15 protein-coding genes and 1 pseudogene are annotated in these 17,583 nt (G+C 63.4%); 8 read left to right on the top strand and 8 right to left on the bottom strand.

The features are described from left to right. Positions 1-77: 77 nt before the first annotated feature. Entirely contained in the window at positions 78-476 is a 399-nt protein-coding gene (locus JQ627_RS07885; RefSeq protein ID WP_212483637.1) for a DUF2306 domain-containing protein, read from the bottom strand. Positions 477-677: 201 nt separating this feature from the next. Continuing rightward, on the bottom strand, positions 678-1,172 hold the full coding sequence (locus JQ627_RS07880) for a single-stranded DNA-binding protein (protein WP_212483636.1): 495 nt from the start codon (positions 1,170-1,172) through the stop codon (positions 678-680). Between the two features lie 451 nt (positions 1,173-1,623). Here JQ627_RS07880 and JQ627_RS07875 point away from each other — a divergent pair, with 451 nt between their 5' ends. The 6 genes from JQ627_RS07875 (at position 1,624) to JQ627_RS07850 (ending at position 9,289) form a co-directional block, all read left to right on the top strand. Continuing rightward, positions 1,624-2,391, top strand: coding sequence for an outer membrane protein (locus JQ627_RS07875; protein ID WP_212483635.1), 768 nt, complete (start codon positions 1,624-1,626; stop codon positions 2,389-2,391). Between the two features lie 241 nt (positions 2,392-2,632). After that, complete coding sequence (locus JQ627_RS07870) at positions 2,633-3,316, top strand: outer membrane protein (RefSeq protein WP_212483634.1); 684 nt, start codon at positions 2,633-2,635, stop codon at positions 3,314-3,316. Positions 3,317-4,037: 721 nt separating this feature from the next. Next, positions 4,038-7,010 carry an excinuclease ABC subunit UvrA gene (gene uvrA, locus JQ627_RS07865; protein WP_212484083.1) on the top strand — a complete coding sequence of 991 codons (2,973 nt, stop codon included), beginning with the start codon at positions 4,038-4,040 and terminating at the stop codon, positions 7,008-7,010. 49 nt (positions 7,011-7,059) lie between these two features. Next, positions 7,060-7,623: a DinB family protein gene (locus JQ627_RS07860; protein WP_212483633.1), complete on the top strand. Its 564-nt coding sequence runs from the start codon at positions 7,060-7,062 to the stop codon at positions 7,621-7,623. A gap of 56 nt (positions 7,624-7,679) precedes the next feature. Then, positions 7,680-8,327: an HAD-IA family hydrolase gene (locus JQ627_RS07855; RefSeq protein WP_212483632.1), complete on the top strand. Its 648-nt coding sequence runs from the start codon at positions 7,680-7,682 to the stop codon at positions 8,325-8,327. A gap of 35 nt (positions 8,328-8,362) precedes the next feature. After that, complete coding sequence (locus tag JQ627_RS07850) at positions 8,363-9,289, top strand: nucleoside hydrolase (RefSeq protein ID WP_212483631.1); 927 nt, start codon at positions 8,363-8,365, stop codon at positions 9,287-9,289. 126 nt (positions 9,290-9,415) lie between these two features. On the opposite strand, the gene JQ627_RS07845 is transcribed toward JQ627_RS07850, so the two are convergent. The 3 genes and pseudogenes from JQ627_RS07845 to JQ627_RS07835 all read right to left on the bottom strand — a co-directional run. Further along, entirely contained in the window at positions 9,416-10,369 is a 954-nt protein-coding gene (locus JQ627_RS07845) for a cytochrome D1 domain-containing protein (protein WP_212483630.1), read from the bottom strand. 2 nt (positions 10,370-10,371) lie between these two features. Beyond that, positions 10,372-10,941, bottom strand: a complete 570-nt coding sequence (locus tag JQ627_RS07840) for an SRPBCC family protein (protein ID WP_212483629.1) — start codon at positions 10,939-10,941, stop codon at positions 10,372-10,374. A gap of 133 nt (positions 10,942-11,074) precedes the next feature. Next, positions 11,075-11,661 (bottom strand): annotated as a pseudogene (locus JQ627_RS07835) (ATP-binding protein); the annotation flags it as partial. 265 nt (positions 11,662-11,926) lie between these two features. Here JQ627_RS07835 and JQ627_RS07830 point away from each other — a divergent pair. Then, a complete protein-coding gene (locus JQ627_RS07830) occupies positions 11,927-14,008 on the top strand; it encodes a DUF1217 domain-containing protein (protein ID WP_212483628.1) in 2,082 nt (693 codons plus the stop codon). A gap of 16 nt (positions 14,009-14,024) precedes the next feature. On the opposite strand, the gene JQ627_RS07825 is transcribed toward JQ627_RS07830, so the two are convergent. The 3 genes from JQ627_RS07825 to JQ627_RS07815 all read right to left on the bottom strand — a co-directional run bounded on the left by JQ627_RS07825 (position 14,025) and on the right by JQ627_RS07815 (position 17,105). Next, entirely contained in the window at positions 14,025-14,885 is an 861-nt protein-coding gene (locus JQ627_RS07825; RefSeq protein WP_212483627.1) for a PCC domain-containing protein, read from the bottom strand. A 9-nt stretch (positions 14,886-14,894) separates the two neighbouring features. Further along, positions 14,895-16,502 carry an acyl-CoA synthetase gene (locus JQ627_RS07820; protein ID WP_212483626.1) on the bottom strand — a complete coding sequence of 536 codons (1,608 nt, stop codon included), beginning with the start codon at positions 16,500-16,502 and terminating at the stop codon, positions 14,895-14,897. Between the two features lie 105 nt (positions 16,503-16,607). After that, positions 16,608-17,105, bottom strand: coding sequence for a hypothetical protein (locus JQ627_RS07815; protein ID WP_212483625.1), 498 nt, complete (start codon positions 17,103-17,105; stop codon positions 16,608-16,610). A gap of 94 nt (positions 17,106-17,199) precedes the next feature. On the opposite strand from JQ627_RS07815, the gene JQ627_RS07810 reads away from it, so the two are divergent. Then, complete coding sequence (locus tag JQ627_RS07810) at positions 17,200-17,559, top strand: hypothetical protein (protein WP_212483624.1); 360 nt, start codon at positions 17,200-17,202, stop codon at positions 17,557-17,559. Positions 17,560-17,583 lie beyond the last annotated feature (24 nt).

Below are 17,583 nucleotides of genomic sequence, written 5' to 3'. Positions count from 1 at the left end.
ATGTACTTACCGGGTTGGCCGGAGGCTGTTCCCGCGCTCCGTTCCGGGCACCGGCGGGACCTCGATTTCGGCGATCGCTACAGCCCGAAAACCACGGCATGCATGATCCGTCCAGGCATGAGGGTGAACAGCCCGGCAATGACGAGCGCGCCGACGAACGTCATGATCATGATGCGCCGGTGATCGGCGACCCGATGGGTGTGCGCCCGCCACACCGCGAGCGGTAGCATCACCAGCGTGAAGATCGAAAGGAGATGGATCGGGCTGAACGGCCCGACCAGGCGGATCTGGTGGATCCAAAACGACGATGCCGCAACCACCGCCATGAGCCCCACCCAGATCCAGCCGATCGTCCGGTGCGGAAGCGTGCCCTTGGGGGCGGCAAACTGAACGAGGCCGAGCACGAAGGCGGCCATGGCGGCAAAGGCGTGCAGCGGGATCGCTGGAGTGGCCTCAAGCAGCGGCGCAACGCTCATGCAGGACTTTCTCCGATCGACGGCCAACCCATGTGAATAGGATTAACATTAAGTTAATACCATTCACATCACGCCTCGTCAAAGGCTTGAGGCAGCACATGAGGCAAGCTCGGAAAACCCGAGCTTTGCCCGTCAATTGGTAAGGAATCCTGTCGCTATACGCGAGCGAGGCGACATCGGCGGAGAAGCGCCCCGCCTGCATCAGAACGGAATATCGTCGTCCATGTCGCTGTTGCGGCCACCGCCGCCAGCGGCAACGGCGCGGCGCGGTGCGCTGCTGACGGGACCGGAGGAGCCAAAATCGCCGCCCGGCTCGTCGCCGAAGCTGCCGCCTCCGCCGCCGCCGCGGCCGTCAAGCATCGTCAGCGTCGAGTTGAAGCCCTGGAGCACGACCTCGGTGGAGTACTTCTCGGCGCCGCTCTGGTCGGTCCATTTGCGGGTCTGAAGCGCGCCCTCGATGTAAACCTTCGCGCCCTTCTTCAGGTACTGCTCGGCGACCTTGCAGAGCCCTTCATTGAAGATCACGACGCGGTGCCACTCGGTCTTCTCCTTGCGCTCGCCGCTGTTCTTGTCGCGCCACGTCTCCGAGGTGGCGATGCTCAAATTCGCGATCGGCCGCCCGTCCTGGGTGCGGCGGATTTCGGGATCCTTGCCGAGATTTCCAACCAGAATGACCTTGTTGACGCTTCCCGCCATCGCCGCTCTCCACTCCAAATGCCGCTGAATTTCAAAAGGCCCGGGACGCGCCCGCGTACTCTGCAACCTGTTGACGCGACCCTATACGCTTGCGCGGACGGATCGGCCCGTCACCCCTCCACTTATCCCCACATATAGCACCCGCGGCCGGTTCGTTCCAGATTTGTTCCTCTGTTATCTCTCACGTTGTTGCGTGGGCACGACGACACCGCGCTGCACAAAGACGGCCTGCGCCAAATGGAACTTTCCCCAATTCCTGGAGGACGACGAAAACAGCCTAACATTCATCAAGTTAGGAGCAGTCCAGATGCCGCCTGACTGTTGCATTCCGGAGACGGACTCCGCCTCCCGCCTAAGCTACGCTTGCTGCGGAACTGGATTCTTATGGGCGTCGCGCCTGATCGGCCGCTTCGGGGACTTCGAAAAGCGGATCGAAACTGGGGAGACTGCAATGAATAAGATTTTGATTGGTACTATTGGTGTAATTGCGTTGGGGCTGTCGGCTCCCGCAAGCGCGGCAGATCTCGCTGCGCGTCCCTACACCAAGGCCCCGGCACCGATGATCGCGACCATCTACGACTGGAGCGGCTTCTACATCGGCATCAACGGCGGCGGCGGCACCAGCCACAAGTGCTGGGACGGCGATGCCGGCGGTGGCATTTTCCTTGGCGAAGGCTGCCACAATGCGACCGGCGGCACGGTCGGTGGCCAGGTCGGCTACCGCTGGCAGTCAGCCAACTGGGTGTTCGGCTTCGAAGGCCAGGGTAACTGGGCCGATTTCTCGGGCGATAACATCAGTGCGATCACCGGCCTGCGCGATCGTTCGGAGATCAACGCCTTCGGCCTGATTACTGGTCAGGTCGGCTACGCCTGGAACAACGTACTGCTCTACGTGAAAGGCGGCGCCGCCGTCGTCAGCGATCGCTACCGCAGCTACGATGTCGCCAGCGGCCTCGAAGTCGACCGGGCCAACGAGACCCGCTGGGGCGGCACCGTGGGTGCGGGCGTCGAGTTCGGATTCGCGCCGAACTGGACCGTGGGATTCGAGTACGACCACATCTTCCTCGGCGACCGCACGATCGGCTTCACCGGATCCGGCAATTTCGGGATCGCCCCGTTCGGCGTCGCCACACGCTCTGATCGCATCAGCCAGGACGTCGATATCGGCCTCGTCCGCGTGAATTATCGCTGGGGCGGCCCCATGATCTCAAGATACTGACATCCATCTGATATCGCGTTGAAATCAAAGGCCGGCCTCGCGCCGGCCTTTGTGCTTTTTGCGTGAGAAACGGGGTTAATAAGTCAGTTCTCGTTACGTTTTGTCGCTGTTGTGGCTTTTTGGAGACACAACTTGCGGCTTTGCTGGTGTAAGCACGTCATTAATTGGACCGCGGCGTCCGATGCCCTTCCCGATCGCGGAAGGCGACAACAGAAACTGGGACTGGGATTAGGTTTTTAAAATGAAGAAGGTTTTGTTGGCTTCGGCCTGTTTGTTCGCTCTCGCTGCTCCGGCTTCGGCCGCTGATCTCGCGGCGCGCCCCTACACCAAGGCTCCGGTGGCTGTGGCCTCGGTCTACAACTGGACCGGCTTCTACCTCGGTATCGTCGGTGGCGGCGCTTGGGAAAGTGCTTCCGGCGACCCGAAGATTCAGGGTGGCTTCGTCGGCGGCACCGCCGGCTACAACTGGCAGACCGGCAACGTCGTGTTCGGCCTCGAGGCCGATGGCGCCTGGGCTGACGTCAGCGCTTCGGCGACTGCTCCGGTTCTCGGCATTCCCCTCACCACCAGCTTCAAGACTGACGCGATGGGCACCGTCCGTGGCCGCATCGGCTACGCCGTCAACCAGATCCTGTTCTACGGCACCGGTGGTTACGCCTGGATCGACAACAAGATCAGCCTCAGCGCGCTCGGCGTGACCGTCTCCGACACCAAGTGGCACTCCGGCTGGACCGTCGGTGCGGGCGTCGAAGCGTTCTTCGCTCCGCAGTGGTCGGTCAAGGGCGAGTACCTCTATCGCAGCCTCGGCAGCGAGGACTACTTCTCGAACCTCGGCGCTCCGCTGGCGTCCGGCACGCTCAACTTCCACACCGTGCAGGTCGGCGTGAACTATCACTTCGGGGGCCCGGTGGTCGCGAAGTACTAAGCTTCGCTTCCAACGCACCGCGTTACGAAAGGCCGGCCTTATGCCGGCCTTTTTGTTTTCGCGCGACGGCTCGCCCAACCGTCAAGGAATCGTGGGACGAGAATCGTCCACGCGAAATGGCTCGGTGAGTTGGGGACGTGAAATGAAGACTTCGGCGCTGAAGACTCGCGCGCTGAAGACCGACGCGCTGAAGACCTGCGCGCTTGCAGCGGTCAGCCTGTTCGCACTCGGCTCGGTTGCACCCGCCAGTGCCGCCGATCTCCCGCTCTACAAGGCGCCAGTGGCGCCCGTCCTCGCCTACGACTGGAGCGGCATCTATGTCGGCATCAATGGCGGTGGCGGCTTGGCCCATGCCTACCGGGGCGTGACCAGGGCGCTCGGCATCGCGGTCGATCCGGCCGTCGGCGAAGGCTGTCACAATGCGGGCGGTGGCACGGCTGTCCCTGTGCGGATTGCCCCAAGTCCGCATCCAAACGCGAACGAAGGGCCGGCCTCGCGCCGGCCCTTCGCATGTTCCGACCTGCCAGCTCCTGCCAGATGCCGCCAGATGCCGCCAGCGCGCCAACAATCCGTTGACGATTCGCACACGCCACTGGAAATCCGTCCCCGTTCTTCCTACGTTCGCTCACATACCCATCGGCGCCGATCCCGGTTCCGGGCGACGCGCGCCTTTTTTATTGGCGCGATCGCGCACCTTTGGGATTCCTTGAGGGCAACTCGGATGGATGAAGTGATCAAGGCGAAGCGCCAACAGAACGCGGGCTCCAGCCTGCGCGCAATTACGATCCGTGGCGCGCGCGAGCACAACCTCAAGAACGTCGATGTCGAGATCCCCCGCGACAAGCTCGTGGTGTTCACGGGGCTGTCAGGCTCCGGCAAATCCTCGCTCGCCTTCGACACCATCTATGCCGAGGGCCAGCGCCGTTACGTCGAATCGCTGTCGGCCTATGCGCGCCAGTTCCTGGAGATGATGCAGAAGCCTGATGTCGACCAGATCGACGGCCTGTCGCCGGCGATCTCGATCGAGCAGAAGACGACCTCGAAGAACCCGCGCTCGACCGTCGGCACCGTCACCGAGATCTACGACTACATGCGCCTGCTCTGGGCGCGCGTCGGCGTGCCCTATTCGCCCGCCACGGGCCTGCCGATCGAAAGCCAGACCGTCTCGCAGATGGTGGACCGCGTGCTGGCGCTGCCCGAAGGCACCCGCCTCTATCTGCTCGCCCCCGTCGTGCGCGGCCGCAAGGGCGAGTACCGCAAGGAGCTCGCCGAATGGCTCAAGAAGGGCTTTCAGCGCGTCAAGATCGACGGCACCTTCCATGAGCTCGCTGAGGCGCCAACGCTCGACAAGAAATTCCCGCACGACATCGACGTCGTGGTCGACCGCATCGTGGTGCGCGCCGACATCGGCCAGCGCCTCGCCGAAAGCTTCGAGACCGCGCTGAAGCTCGCCGAAGGCCTCGCCGTCGTCGAATTCGCGGACGCTCCGGCGGCTGCACCTGCGGAAGAGAAGAAGAAGACCGCAAAGATCCACGACAAGAGCGGGCCCGAGCGCATCCTGTTCTCGGAAAAGTTCGCCTGCCCCGTCTCCGGCTTCACGATCCCCGAGGTCGAGCCGCGCCTGTTCTCGTTCAACAACCCCTATGGCGCCTGCCCCGCATGCGGCGGCCTCGGCGTCGAGCAGCATGTCGACGAAGACCTCGTCATCCCCGACAAGGAGCTCGCGATCGGCAAGGGCGCGATCGCGCCCTGGGCCAAATCGTCGTCGCCCTACTACGTGCAGACGCTGACTGCGCTCGGCAAGCACTACAAGTTCACGCTGACCACCAAATGGAAGGATCTGCCCAAGAAGACGCAGAACGCGATCCTCCATGGCTCCGGCGAAGACGAGATCAAGTTCTCCTACGAGGACGGCGTCCGCTCCTACGACACCAAGAAGCCGTTCGAGGGCGTCATCACCAACATCAACCGCCGCTATCGCGAGACCGAGAGCGAGTGGGCGCGCGAAGAGCTGGCAAAATATTTCCACGACGTTCCCTGCGAGGGCTGCAAGGGTTTCCGGCTGAAGCCCGAGGCGCTCTGCGTCAAGATCGGCGGCAAGCATATCGGCGAGATCTCGGAGCTGTCGGTCAGGAAGGCCGGCGAATGGTTCGAGACCGTGCCCGACGCGCTGAACACGCAGCAGAACGAGATCGCCGGCCGCATCCTCAAGGAGATCCGCGAGCGCCTCACCTTCCTGCTCGACGTCGGCCTCAACTACCTCACTTTGTCCCGCTCCTCTGGCACGCTGTCCGGCGGCGAGAGCCAGCGCATCCGCCTCGCCTCGCAGATCGGCTCGGGACTGACGGGCGTGCTCTACGTGCTGGACGAGCCCTCGATCGGCCTGCACCAGCGCGACAACGCGCGCCTGCTCGACACCCTCAAGCGCCTGCGCGACCTCGGCAACACCGTGATCGTGGTCGAGCATGACGAGGACGCGATCCTGCTCGCCGACTACGTCCTCGACATCGGGCCCGGCGCCGGCATGCATGGCGGCAACATCGTCGCCGAAGGCACGCCCGCCGAGATCATGCGCAACCCTAAATCGCTCACCGGCAAGTACCTGACCGGCGAGCTCGAGGTCGAGGTGCCGGAGCGGCGCCCGCCGAACCATCGCCGCACCATCAAGGTGGTCAACGCGCGCGGCAATAACCTCAAGAACGTCACGGCGGAGATTCCACTCGGCCTGTTCACGGCCGTCACCGGCGTCTCCGGTGGCGGCAAGTCGACGCTGCTGATCGACACGCTTTACAAGGCCATCGCTCGCAAGCTGAACAACGCCAGCGAAGGCGCCGCCCCCCACGATCGCATCGAGGGTCTCGAGCACATCGACAAGATCATCGACATCGACCAGTCGCCGATCGGCCGCACGCCACGCTCCAACCCCGCGACCTACACCGGCGCCTTCACGCCGATCCGTGAATGGTTCGCCGGCCTGCCCGAAGCGAAGGCGCGCGGCTACGAGCCCGGCCGCTTCTCCTTCAACGTCAAAGGCGGCCGTTGCGAGGCCTGCCAGGGCGACGGCGTCATCAAGATCGAGATGCACTTCCTGCCCGACGTCTACGTTACCTGCGATGTCTGCAAGGGCAAGCGCTACAACCGCGAGACGCTGGAGGTCCTGTTCAAGGGCAAGAGCATCGCCGACGTGCTCGACATGACCGTCGAGGAAGCCGCCGAGTTCTTCAAGGCGGTGCCGCGCGTGCGCGAGACCTTCCAGACGCTCCATCGCGTCGGGCTCGACTACATCCATGTCGGGCAGCAGGCCACCACGCTGTCCGGCGGCGAAGCCCAGCGCGTCAAGCTGGCCAAGGAGCTGTCCAAGCGCGCCACCGGCCGCACGCTCTACATCCTGGACGAGCCCACCACCGGCCTGCACTTCCACGACGTCAAGAAGCTCCTGGAGGTGCTGCACGAACTGGTCGCGCAGGGCAACACGGTCGTCGTCATCGAGCACAATCTCGAAGTCATCAAGACCGCCGACTGGGTCATCGACCTCGGCCCCGAAGGCGGCGACGGCGGCGGTGAGATCGTCGCCTGGGGCCCACCGGAGGACATCGCGAAGGCGCCGCGGAGCTACACGGGCAAGTTTTTGGAGCCGGTGCTGAAGAAGGCAAGGAAACCGAAACGGCGGAGCACGAGCGAGGCGGCGGAGTAGTCTCACCAACCTAAATTCGCCAACGCATTGGTCCCAAGGGAGATCAAGCTTGTCCGCAGGCCTCGTGCAGACCTACCGCGCCTTCGCCTACAATAATGCCTGGGCGAACCATCGGCTGCTCGCGGCCTGCGCCGCCCTGAGCCAGGCGGATTTCGAAGCCAAGCGATGCGGCTTCTTTCCGAGCCTGCAAAGGACCTTGAACCACATCTTTGTCATTGACCTCTTCTACGTCGATGCGCTGGAGGGTGGATGGCTCGGGCCCGCCGCCTGGAAGAACGAAGTGCCGTACCCATCGCTCGCAGAATTGAAGCCGGCTCAAGTCGCAATCGATACACGGTTGATCGCCGTGTGCGATGCCTTGACGCCCGAGCTTCTCGACGATGCTGTGAGGGTCAACCGCAACACCCGCATCCAGATCGAGCGCCGTGACCGGCTGCTCATGCATCTATTTCAACACCAGATCCATCATCGCGGACAGGCGCACGCCATGCTCTCTGAAACAAGCGTCGCCCCGCCTCAACTCGACGAATTCTTTGCGGAGGGAGAAGCGCCACTTCGGGCCACCGAGTTCGCCGAGCTCGGCTGGACGGAGGACAGCGTTTGGATATCATGAGCGAATGAACCGGACAGCGTTCGTTTGCTCTTGACTTTTGATCATCCATTTTCCCGATGCCCGCACCCTACTCCCTCGCCATCTTCGATCTCGACGGCACGCTGGCCGACAGCTTTCCGTGGTTCCTGCGCACCATCAACGACGTAGCCGATCGCTTCAATTTTCGTCGCGTCGCGGATGAGGACGTCGAAGCGCTGCGGCATGCTTCGAGCCGCGAGATCCTCAGCCGGCTCGAAGTGCCGCTGTGGAAGCTGCCGGCGATCGCGCGGCATGCGCGGCGGTTGAAGGCGGAGGCAGCAGCCGAGATTTCGCTGTTCGCCGGCGTCGAGGCGATGCTGCGGACGCTGGCCGGGAATGGCGTGCAACTCGCGCTGGTGACGTCGGACAGCGAAGCCAATGCGCGCGAGAAGCTTGGCGATGCGGCGTCGTTGTTCGCACATTTCGACTGCTCGGCGTCGCTGTTCGGCAAGCCGGCGAAATTCCGCCGTGTTGTCAGGCGCGCGGGCGTGGAGCCGGGCAAGGTCATCGCGATCGGCGACGAGCTGCGCGACATCGAGGCCGCGCGGGCCGTGGGCATCGCCTGCGGCGCGGTCAGTTGGGGCTATGCCGCGCCGGCGGCGTTGCAGGCGCTTGCGCCCGATCACATGTTCGCGCAGATGGATGAGATCGCAGACGTGGTCTGCCGGATTTCGCTCAAGGCCTGATCCGCAATCGGCACGCCCGGCCCAAGGAGACGGTGATGACACTCTCGGACGCAGCCCGCCTCAAACTCCTGGAGCCGCCGGTCGGCAAGGTGCGCGTGGTGCTCGACACCGACACCTACAACGAGATCGACGATCAGTTCGCGCTGGTGCAGATGCTGCTGTCGAAGGACCGGTTCGACGTCGAGGCGATCTACGCCGCGCCGTTCTTCAACGCCCGCGCGGACAATCCCGGCCACGGCATGGAGCTGAGCTACCAGGAGATCCTCCGTCTGCTGGAACGCCTGAACATCCCGCCGGAAGGCCTGGTTCATCGTGGCGTCACCGACTATGTCGGCCCCGGCAAAACGGCGCGGCCGGCAGCCGCCGTCAACGACCTCGTGGCCCGGGCGCGCGCTGGCTCCCCTGACAATCCGCTCTACGTCATTGCCATCGGCGCCATCAGCAATATCGCCTCGGCGCTGCTCAGGGCCCCCGACATCATCGACCGAACCGTGGTGGTCTGGCTTGGCGGGCATGCGCTGGAATGGCCGCACACGATCGAGTTCAACCTCAAGCAGGACGTCGGCGGCGCGCAAGTGCTGTTCGACAGCGGCGTGCCGCTCGTGCTCGTGCCATGCAAGGGCGTTACCTCGCATCTTCACAGCACGGTGCCGGAGATCGAGCGTTACGTCGAACCGCATGGCAGCATCGGCGCGTTCCTCGCCATGCGCTTCAAGGACTATTCGTCCGACCATCTGGGTTGGGCCAAGGAGATCTGGGACATGGCGCCGGTCGGCTGGCTTCTCAATCCCGATTGGGCGCCGAGCGTGATCATCCCGGCCCCGGTTCTCACGGATCAGATCACGTGGAGCGTCGATCGCCGGCGGCATCCGATCCGCTACGTGACCTATGTGGATCGCAACCCGATCCTGAAGGACTTCTTCTTGAAGCTGAAGTCGTTTGCCGCGCCGAAGGTGCCGTAGGGTGGGCAAAGCGACTTGTCCGCCGTAGCTCGAAGAGCGAAGGCGGAAGCGTGCCACCATTGCGTACCGAGGCAGCGGAGAGATGGTGGGCACAGCGCGCTGCGCCTTTGCCCACCCTACGCATCCCTACTCCATCTTCCGCAAGAACGCCCCGAACGCGCGCGGACCGTCGCCGGTCTTGACCTCGCCGATCACCTTCAGCTCGGTAGCATCGATGATGCTTAATGTGTTGCTCTCCCAGCAGGCGACGATGATGCGCTTGCCGTCGGCGGTCGCATTGATGCCCTCGGGATAGTCGCCGACAGTGATCCGCTTGATCGGCTTCAGCGTGGCGAGATCGAACACGCTGACGGTGCCGCCATACTGGTCGGTGACGAAGCCGCGGCCTGGCGTCAGCGCCACCGCATAGGGACGCATCCCGACCGGCACGCGGCCGATCTCGCGGCCCTCGGCGATGTCGATCACGGAGACGTCGTTGGAGCCGACATTGGCGGTGTAGGCGCGCTTGCCGTCGGCATCGATGGTGACGCCGAACGGACGGATGCCAACCTTGATGGTCGCCTTGCGCTCACGCGTCGCGGTGTCCACCACCGAGACGCTGTCGTCGTCGCGGTCCGCCGAGAGCAGCAGCCTGCCGTCAGGCGTCACCGCGAGGCCGGACGGCGAAGCGCCGACCGCGATGCTGGCCGTGACGCTGCGCGAGGCCGTATCGATCACCCGCACCGCGGCCGCATACCAGTCCGCGACATAGACCGTCTTGCCATCGGGCGTCACGGCAATGCCGAGCGGCCCGCCGCCGACCTCGATCCGCCCCGAGACCTGCCGCGTTGCCGCGTCGACCACGGTCACCGCCTTGGCGTCCGGGCTCGTGACATAGGCAAGGCGCCCATCCGCGCTGACGGCCACGCCGGCCGGCTTGCCGCCGATCGGAATGGTCGCGACACTGCGCGATGTCGCGAGGTCCACGACCATCAGATCGTCACTGAGCTGGTTGGTGACGAATGCCTCTTCGGCGGACGCGCTGCCAATGCTGGCAGCGCAAAGGCTGGCGGCGAGCACCGCCAGGGCCAGCGCCCGCACGGTCAGCTTCCGCTCTCGATCTTCTTCTTCAGCGCCTCGAGGCCGGCCTGATAAAGCCCCTTCACCGCCTTCACGGCGGCCTCGTCGCTCAGCTCCGGCGGCGGATCATTGTTGGGGAAGCCGCGGTAGAACGCGCCCGCCCATTCCAGCGTCGAGCCCTTGCCGTCCGCGCTCGGCGTCACCGTCAGCGTCGAGGAATAGTTGGTGACCGGGAGCACCTTCACGTCCACCTTGGTGATCCTGTAGGAATAGGTCATCGCGCCAGCGTCGAACTTGTAGAGTTCCTCATCGACGGTGGCGCCTCCCGTCAGGGTCAGCCGCCGCGTCGCTTCGATCTCATTGCCCTTCTCGCCCTCGGTCTTGGTGACAGGAGGCAGCCAGCTCATGTCCTGGAAATTGCCGATCGCGGCCCATACCTTGGCGGGGGCTGCGTTGATCTCGATGGATTCGCGCACCTTCTGCCGGGTCGGCCCATGCGCCCAGACCGGGCCAAACGCCGCCGTCAAAGCCACCGCGCCCGCGGCAGTCAGCACCGCGCCCATGGCCGTGCGCCGTCCAATCGTCACCCTCATCTCGTTTCCTCATACGTCCCGTTGATCGTGCGCGACTTGAGGCGCGCTGGAATCATGGTAGCGCATTTTGCGGCCGAGGGGAGACCTGTTCGTGGCGGCGCCGCGGCGGGCGCTCGCGCGCCCCGCAACCCCAGATGCGGGAGTCTTCCATGCGTCGTAAGAGCTTGAGGAATTCGATCTGACGCGCCGGCGAAAGTGCCGATTCCGGCTCGTCGAAAATGAAGATGCCCTGGCGCTGGCAGCGCTCTTCGAAGAAGCGCAGGAAGCCTTCACCATGGGAATGCGAAAGGAAATCGGGGCCGGCCTGGCCGGCATCACGTGCGGCCTTGTCGAGATATCGCGCCACCGAGAAAAAACTCTCGGCGCGAAAAAACCAGCCATTGGTGATCTTCGGCAGCCAGCTTGCGCGCAAGGCTTTGGAAAGCTGGCCTCCCATCTTCTCCCGTGCATCGGAGTGGTCGACGGGCATGTACCCCTTCCCGCCACCGGCATCGTCGTAGCCGGCGAGCCCTGCAATACCATCGAGGATGGTCGACTTCCCGGTGCCATTCTCTCCGACGTGATCGAGATGGCCGCGTCGAAGGTGAGCTCAAAATCATCCGGGAAGATGGGCAGGCAAAACGGATAAGCCGCACGATAGCGAACTTGCGACGGGTCGAGCCAGACCCGCTTCAGATACGGCGCCGGCAGGTTGATGGTGCGATTGCTTCTACGGCTCATGCCCGGCTTCCAACCCACTCCGGTCGATATTTTGGCCGGAACATATCGGGAACACAATCCTCGCGAAAGCAGCACCTGAGAAACATACAGCAACAAAACCCGGTATGCGTCACTCAGACGCAAACTAAAACCTAAGATTGCAGCGCGGAATCACCTTAAGAAAACGCTGCTGCGAAACAGCTTGCTGGCATGAGGCCGGCGCCCACCCCGCGACCCGGCAATGATTGACGGAAGTCCAGGACCGTAGAGCCGCGAGGAATGCGCGATGGTATCAACGTATTTCAGTTACAATTACATTGCGCACCATCTCACGCAGTCCCTGACGCGGGTTGAACAGCAACCCGACGTGGCGCGGGAGGCCGCCTATTACAAAGCCAACATCGGCAAGGTGAAGACCATTGACGACTTCATGAAGGATTATCGCCTTTATCATTATGCGATGAAGGCATATGGCCTGGAGGACATGGCGTACGCCAAGGCCTTCATGAAGAAGGTGCTGGAGAGCGACCTCAACGACTCCAAGAGCTTCGTCAACAAGCTGGTCGACAAGCGCTACCGGGAGTTTGCCGCGGCATTTTCCTTCAACGGGACTGCGACGCCGGTCGCGCAATCGGACAACCAGACCGACGAGATGATCGGTCTCTACACGGCGACCAAGAAGAGCCAGGTCGTTGCACTCGCCAGTGACTCGAATTACTACAGCGCCCAGATCGGCACCATCAGCAATGCAGACCAGATCCTGAACAACGATCGTCTTCGCAACTATGTCTATTCGGCATTCGGGATCGACGAAAGCAAGTGGCCGCCCAACACGATAAGCCAGGTCCTGCGCAGCGATCCCTCGGATCCAAACAGCTACGTCAACACCACGTTCGCTTCTCAGCTGAATGGCCTCAAAGCCAATCTTGCTCAAGCCCAATCAGATGTCAGCGCCGCCAAATTGAAGATTGCCGACTACACGGCCCAACTATCGCAACCGGGTGCCAACGTGACCCAGTTGAACGTCCAGATCCTGATCGAAAAGCATCACCTGGAGTCGTATACAAACAGCGTTTCCAGCCTCAACGACCAGATTGCGACGATCGGCGGCTTTGTCGACCTGGCCGGCGCGTTCGAGTTTTCGTCCGACGGGTCGCTTCCGGCAGGTACGCCTGCGCAGACAGCCGCAAATATCGCGCTCACGAAACAACAGTTCGACGACAGCAAGGCCGACGTCTACGCGGCGGCAAGCCCGATCTACGAAGCTTTGGCGATCAAGCAATTCAGAACGGACCTCATCAAGATCAATTCAGTCCAGGCGTTCGTATCGACGCCTAGCGTGTATGATTTTGCGCTAGGCGCCGTCGGCCTCGATCCCGGAACGGTCTCGAAGGCGACAATCCAGGCAGTCCTCGAAAGCGACCTCAACGACCCCAAGAGCTACGTCTATACCCTCAAGGACAACAGGTACGTGGAGCTCGCACGCGCCTTCAATTTCGACGCAAAAGGCAATCTGACAACCCCCTTGGTGGCGCAGGACTCGGCTGAGGTCCTCCAGATCGCGAGGGAATACGTCATTGGAGCGGTGAAGAGCGCGAGCACGGCAACCACCCAGCAGCAGGCCGCAGTTCGGGCACAGGCCACGAAGGATGCGACGGCTTATCAGGAGGCCATCACCGGCATCGACAGTGTTTCCGATCTTCTCGCAAACAGGCCGATGGTCGATTTGATTCTCCTGGCCAAGGGTTTGGACCCCAGGAAGGTCAGCACCGATTTTCTCAAGAAGATCTTCGCCTCCGACCTGAACGATCCGAAGAGCTTCGCGAACACGCAGAGCGATCCTCGCTTTGCCGAAATCGTGGCGTCGTTCAATTTCGACAGCAAGGGTAACGTCGCGCGCCTGCCGATGATGGGTCCCCAGAAGCGGGATCAATTCCGGGAAACGCAGGCGAATTATCTCCAGCAAAGCCTGGAGCAGCAGCAGGGCGAGACGAATCCCGGCGTACGCCTGGCGCTCTATTTCCAGCGCAAGGCAGGAGAAATCACGTCCGCATATGACATCCTCGCCGACAAGGCCCTTTCGGAGGTGTTCAGAACCACCTTCGATCTGCCTGATTCGATGGCCTCGATGCAGATCGATCAGCAGGCCAAGGTCGTGGACAGATTCATGAAGATCAAGGATCTTTCCGATCCCGCGAAGGTTGAGAAGCTGTTGAACCGGTTCTCCGCCATGTATGACGTCAAGAACAGCCAGAGCATCGGTCAGGGCCAATCTCCCTTGCTCGACCTCTTTCAAGGATCGAGCTCAGGCATATCAGGGATAAGTCAATCTACGTTCCTGGCCATTGCCAAGCTGCGTGCTCACTGATGATCGCTCGCCGATACTAGCCCAACACCTCGAGTACCAGCTCCATGGTCATCAGTACGGGATTATCCCCACGGATCAGACGGCCCTCCGCAATGCCGCCAGTGTAGTCGATCAGGGCAATGTCGAGCGCCGCCTCCGGTGCACCCGAACTGCCCATTACGATCGTCCCCGCCGTCACGGCGAGCTCGGTCGCGAACGGCTCGGTCACGCCGCCATGGGTGAAGCGCGCGCCGATGGTCGAGCCGACGCCGCCGTGGATCGTCGCGCGCGCGATGCCATGCGCGCGGCAGAACGCTTCGAGGCAGCCGGCAAAATCCTGATTGGGCCGCAGCCGCAGCGCGAAGGCGCGGCTCGTCGTGTGCGCGCCACTGCTCGCGGCCGCGACCGGCCCGAACAGCTTGAAGTTGGTCTCGGGATCGGGCTCCGCGGCGAACATCGCACCGTCGATGCCGAAAGCCTCGACCTCGAACGGCTCGGCGACAACAGTCTCGTCCGGCAGCATGTGGCCGCCGCTTGTCTTGCCGTCCGCCTCCGTCCACAGCCCGTGGCAATGGAAGAACGGCGCGCCGTCGCGCATACCGAGCGTCATGCTGCCGAGTTTCGTGCGCGTCACGCCGCTGGGGCGAAAGGTGTCGCTGTAGAACGCTGCGTTATCACCCGTCTTCGACAGCGCCGGCATCACATATGCGAATGGTCCGAGCGCAGCCCTGCCAAAATTCAGCACGCCATTGGCAAACCCCTCTGCCGCAAAACCACGCCGCGCGGCTTCGAGCAGCGGCAGACCTGCTTCGAGCCTGAACGAAAACGCGCGCCCCCTCGCCTCGACCCACTGGATGCGTTCGGCGACAGGCGCGCCCGGCTGCTTGATACTCCGCATCGCGTACGCTCAGCCCGCCTGCTTGCTGTCGAGATCGAGCAGTCCGCGCGCCTCGAGCTCATCGCGCACCATGCGCTTCGGGACCTTGCCATAGCCGGACTTCGGCAAAGTTTCCCAGAAGAAGAAGCGCTTCGGCATCTTGTAGCGCGGCACCTTCGGCAGCAGGAACGCCGCCATCTCGGCTTCACTCACGGGCTTCTCGCCTTCGCGCGCAACGCAGACGGCGACCCCGACCTCACCCCAGGTCGCATCCGGCACGCCGAGCACGGCAACCTCGCCGACCGCGGGATGGGTCAGGATCTTCTCCTCGATCTCGCGCGGATAGATGTTGGACCCGCCGGAGATGTACATGTCGGAGGCACGTCCGGTGATGTAGACGAACCCCTCCTCGTCCATGTGACCGAGATCGCCGGTGCGGAACCAGCCGTTGCGGAACGCCTTCGCATTGGCCTCGGGGTTGTCGTAGTAGCCGGCGAGCACGGCAGGCCCGATCACGCAGATCTCGCCGCTCTGGTTGGCGGCGAGCTCGCGGCCCTCGTCATCCTGGATCGAGACCTGCATGCCGGTGCGCTCGAAGCCGCAGGTGCCGATCCTCGCATGCGGGCCGTCTTCGGGATCGTGCAGCGCCGCCGGCAGCACGGTAATGTTGCCCGTGACCTCGCCGAGGCCAAAATACTGCACGATGACCTTGCCGAGCTTCTTCAGCGCGGCCTTCTGGTCCTCGCGGTACATCGGCGCGCCGGCATAGATCGCGTGACGCAGCGAGGAGTGATCGTATTTGTCGGCAGCGGGGTGCTCGACCATCATCTTCAGGATCGTCGGTACCGTGAAGAGATTGCTGACGCGATGGGTCTCGATCAGGCGGAACGCTTCGTTGATATCGAATTTCTCCGTCGGCAGCAGCACGGTGCACACGCCGCGGGCGGTCTGCACCAGCTGATGCACGCCGGCGCCATGCGACAGCGGCGCCACCACCAGCGACGCGTCGGCTTCCGTGACGCCAGGGGTGAGATCGGCGAGATGGTTGGTGACCACAAAGCCCATCTGGCCGTGGGTCAGCACCGCCGCCTTGGAACGGCCAGTGGTGCCCGAGGTGAAGAAGAACCAGCAGGGATCATCGTGCTCCACTGCGACATTCTCGACGACGCTGCCAGCCTGCGAGGCGATGGCGTCCGCCACCGAGCGTTCGCCGAACGAACCCTTGCCGTCGACGCTCCAGGTGAATTCAAGCGCGCCACCGCTCACGGCCGCGGCGTGCTCCGGAAAATCGACATGGCACAGAAACGCCTTCGCGCCGGAGGCCTGCGCGAGATAGGTGACCTCATCCGGCATCAGGCGGAAATTGGTGGGCACCCAGACCGCACCGAGCCGAAACGCGGCGAACATCGAGAAGAACATCTCGTCGCCATTCTTGGAATGGACGAGGATACGGTCGCCCTTGGCGATGCCGCGCGCGGCGAGTGCGGCGGCCAGCGCCGAGACCTGCGCATCGATCTCGCGCCAGGTCCAGGACTTGTCACCCCAGACGAAGCCGGGGCGCGCGCCATGCCGCCGCGCATTCTGGGTCAGCATGTGAGCGAGATTCATGACGCGGCGGGACATGCGCAGGGGCTGCATCGGGCTTCCTCTTCGACGGCGGACGGCGTGCGGGCCGCCCGCTCATTGCAGCCCATTTATCGCCATCGAACGCGGCGTAGCAAGGCCGTCGGCCGCGCATCTGCCCTACGGCTGCTTGAACGCAAACGGCGTCGCCGTGACGGCTTTCTCCTTCCGGCAGGGCTGCGCACCAAAACCGCCGCAATAGCTGCCGTGCAGATCGAAGCGAATGGTGCGCGCCGCACCACGCTTCATTGGCGGCGCCATAATCTTGTAGCTGCGGACATAGCCGTCGAATACGGGGCGCACGCTGCCGTCCGGCAGCGTCACCAGGATGTTCATGACGCAGCCGCCGGTTCCGCAATAGGTGGTCTCGCGCTCCCCGCATTTGGTGTCGCGGAAATCGACGATGTAGTCCTCGCGGCCGTCCCCGGTCAGGTCGATCTTGCGCACGGTGTCCGGCGCGAAGGTCACCAGGCCACCGTCCTGGCTGTCGCATTCCTCATTGGCGTAACGCAGCGCCTTCTGCACGCCGGGCGGATAATCGGAGGGATTGAACGGTTTGGCCTCGTCGGCACGCGCAGCGGTGGCAAGCAGTGTGAGCGGGAGGACCAGATATCGCATTCGCGTTGGTCGTGCGCAGGGCCGCAATCGTTCAGGGAATTTTAAACATGATCGGCGCAACCTCAGCCAGTTCTCGCGTACAGAGTGCCGCATCATGGTCAAAGCGCCCGCCCTCCTCCTGCTGTCGCTGGCGCTCGCCGGATGTGCTATGGCACCGCAAGCGCATCTCTCCTCCGATCCCGGCTTCAAGCCGGCGCGCTATGCCTGGGATGGCGCCGGAGAGGATCCCAACCAGCCGCGTTCTACCCCGCGTGCAACGCGCGCCGCCGCGGCATCCGAGCACAGCAGATCGCAAGCCGGACTTCAGCCCTATTCGAAGGAATGGTGGCAGGCCCAGGACGGCATTGAGGCCGAGCAGGACGCCAAGGTCAACCGTTCGCTCGTCATCTGCCAGGGCTGCATGCGCCCGCAACCTCAGCCTGAAGACTCCCGGCTCGCCAAAGCGACCGATTGAACCGAACGGCCACTTCATCGGTCT

The organism is Bradyrhizobium liaoningense (assembly GCF_018130785.1).
GTDB classification, from domain to species: domain Bacteria; phylum Pseudomonadota; class Alphaproteobacteria; order Rhizobiales; family Xanthobacteraceae; genus Bradyrhizobium; species Bradyrhizobium liaoningense_A.
This window is presented reverse-complemented; position numbering and strand designations above follow the sequence as displayed.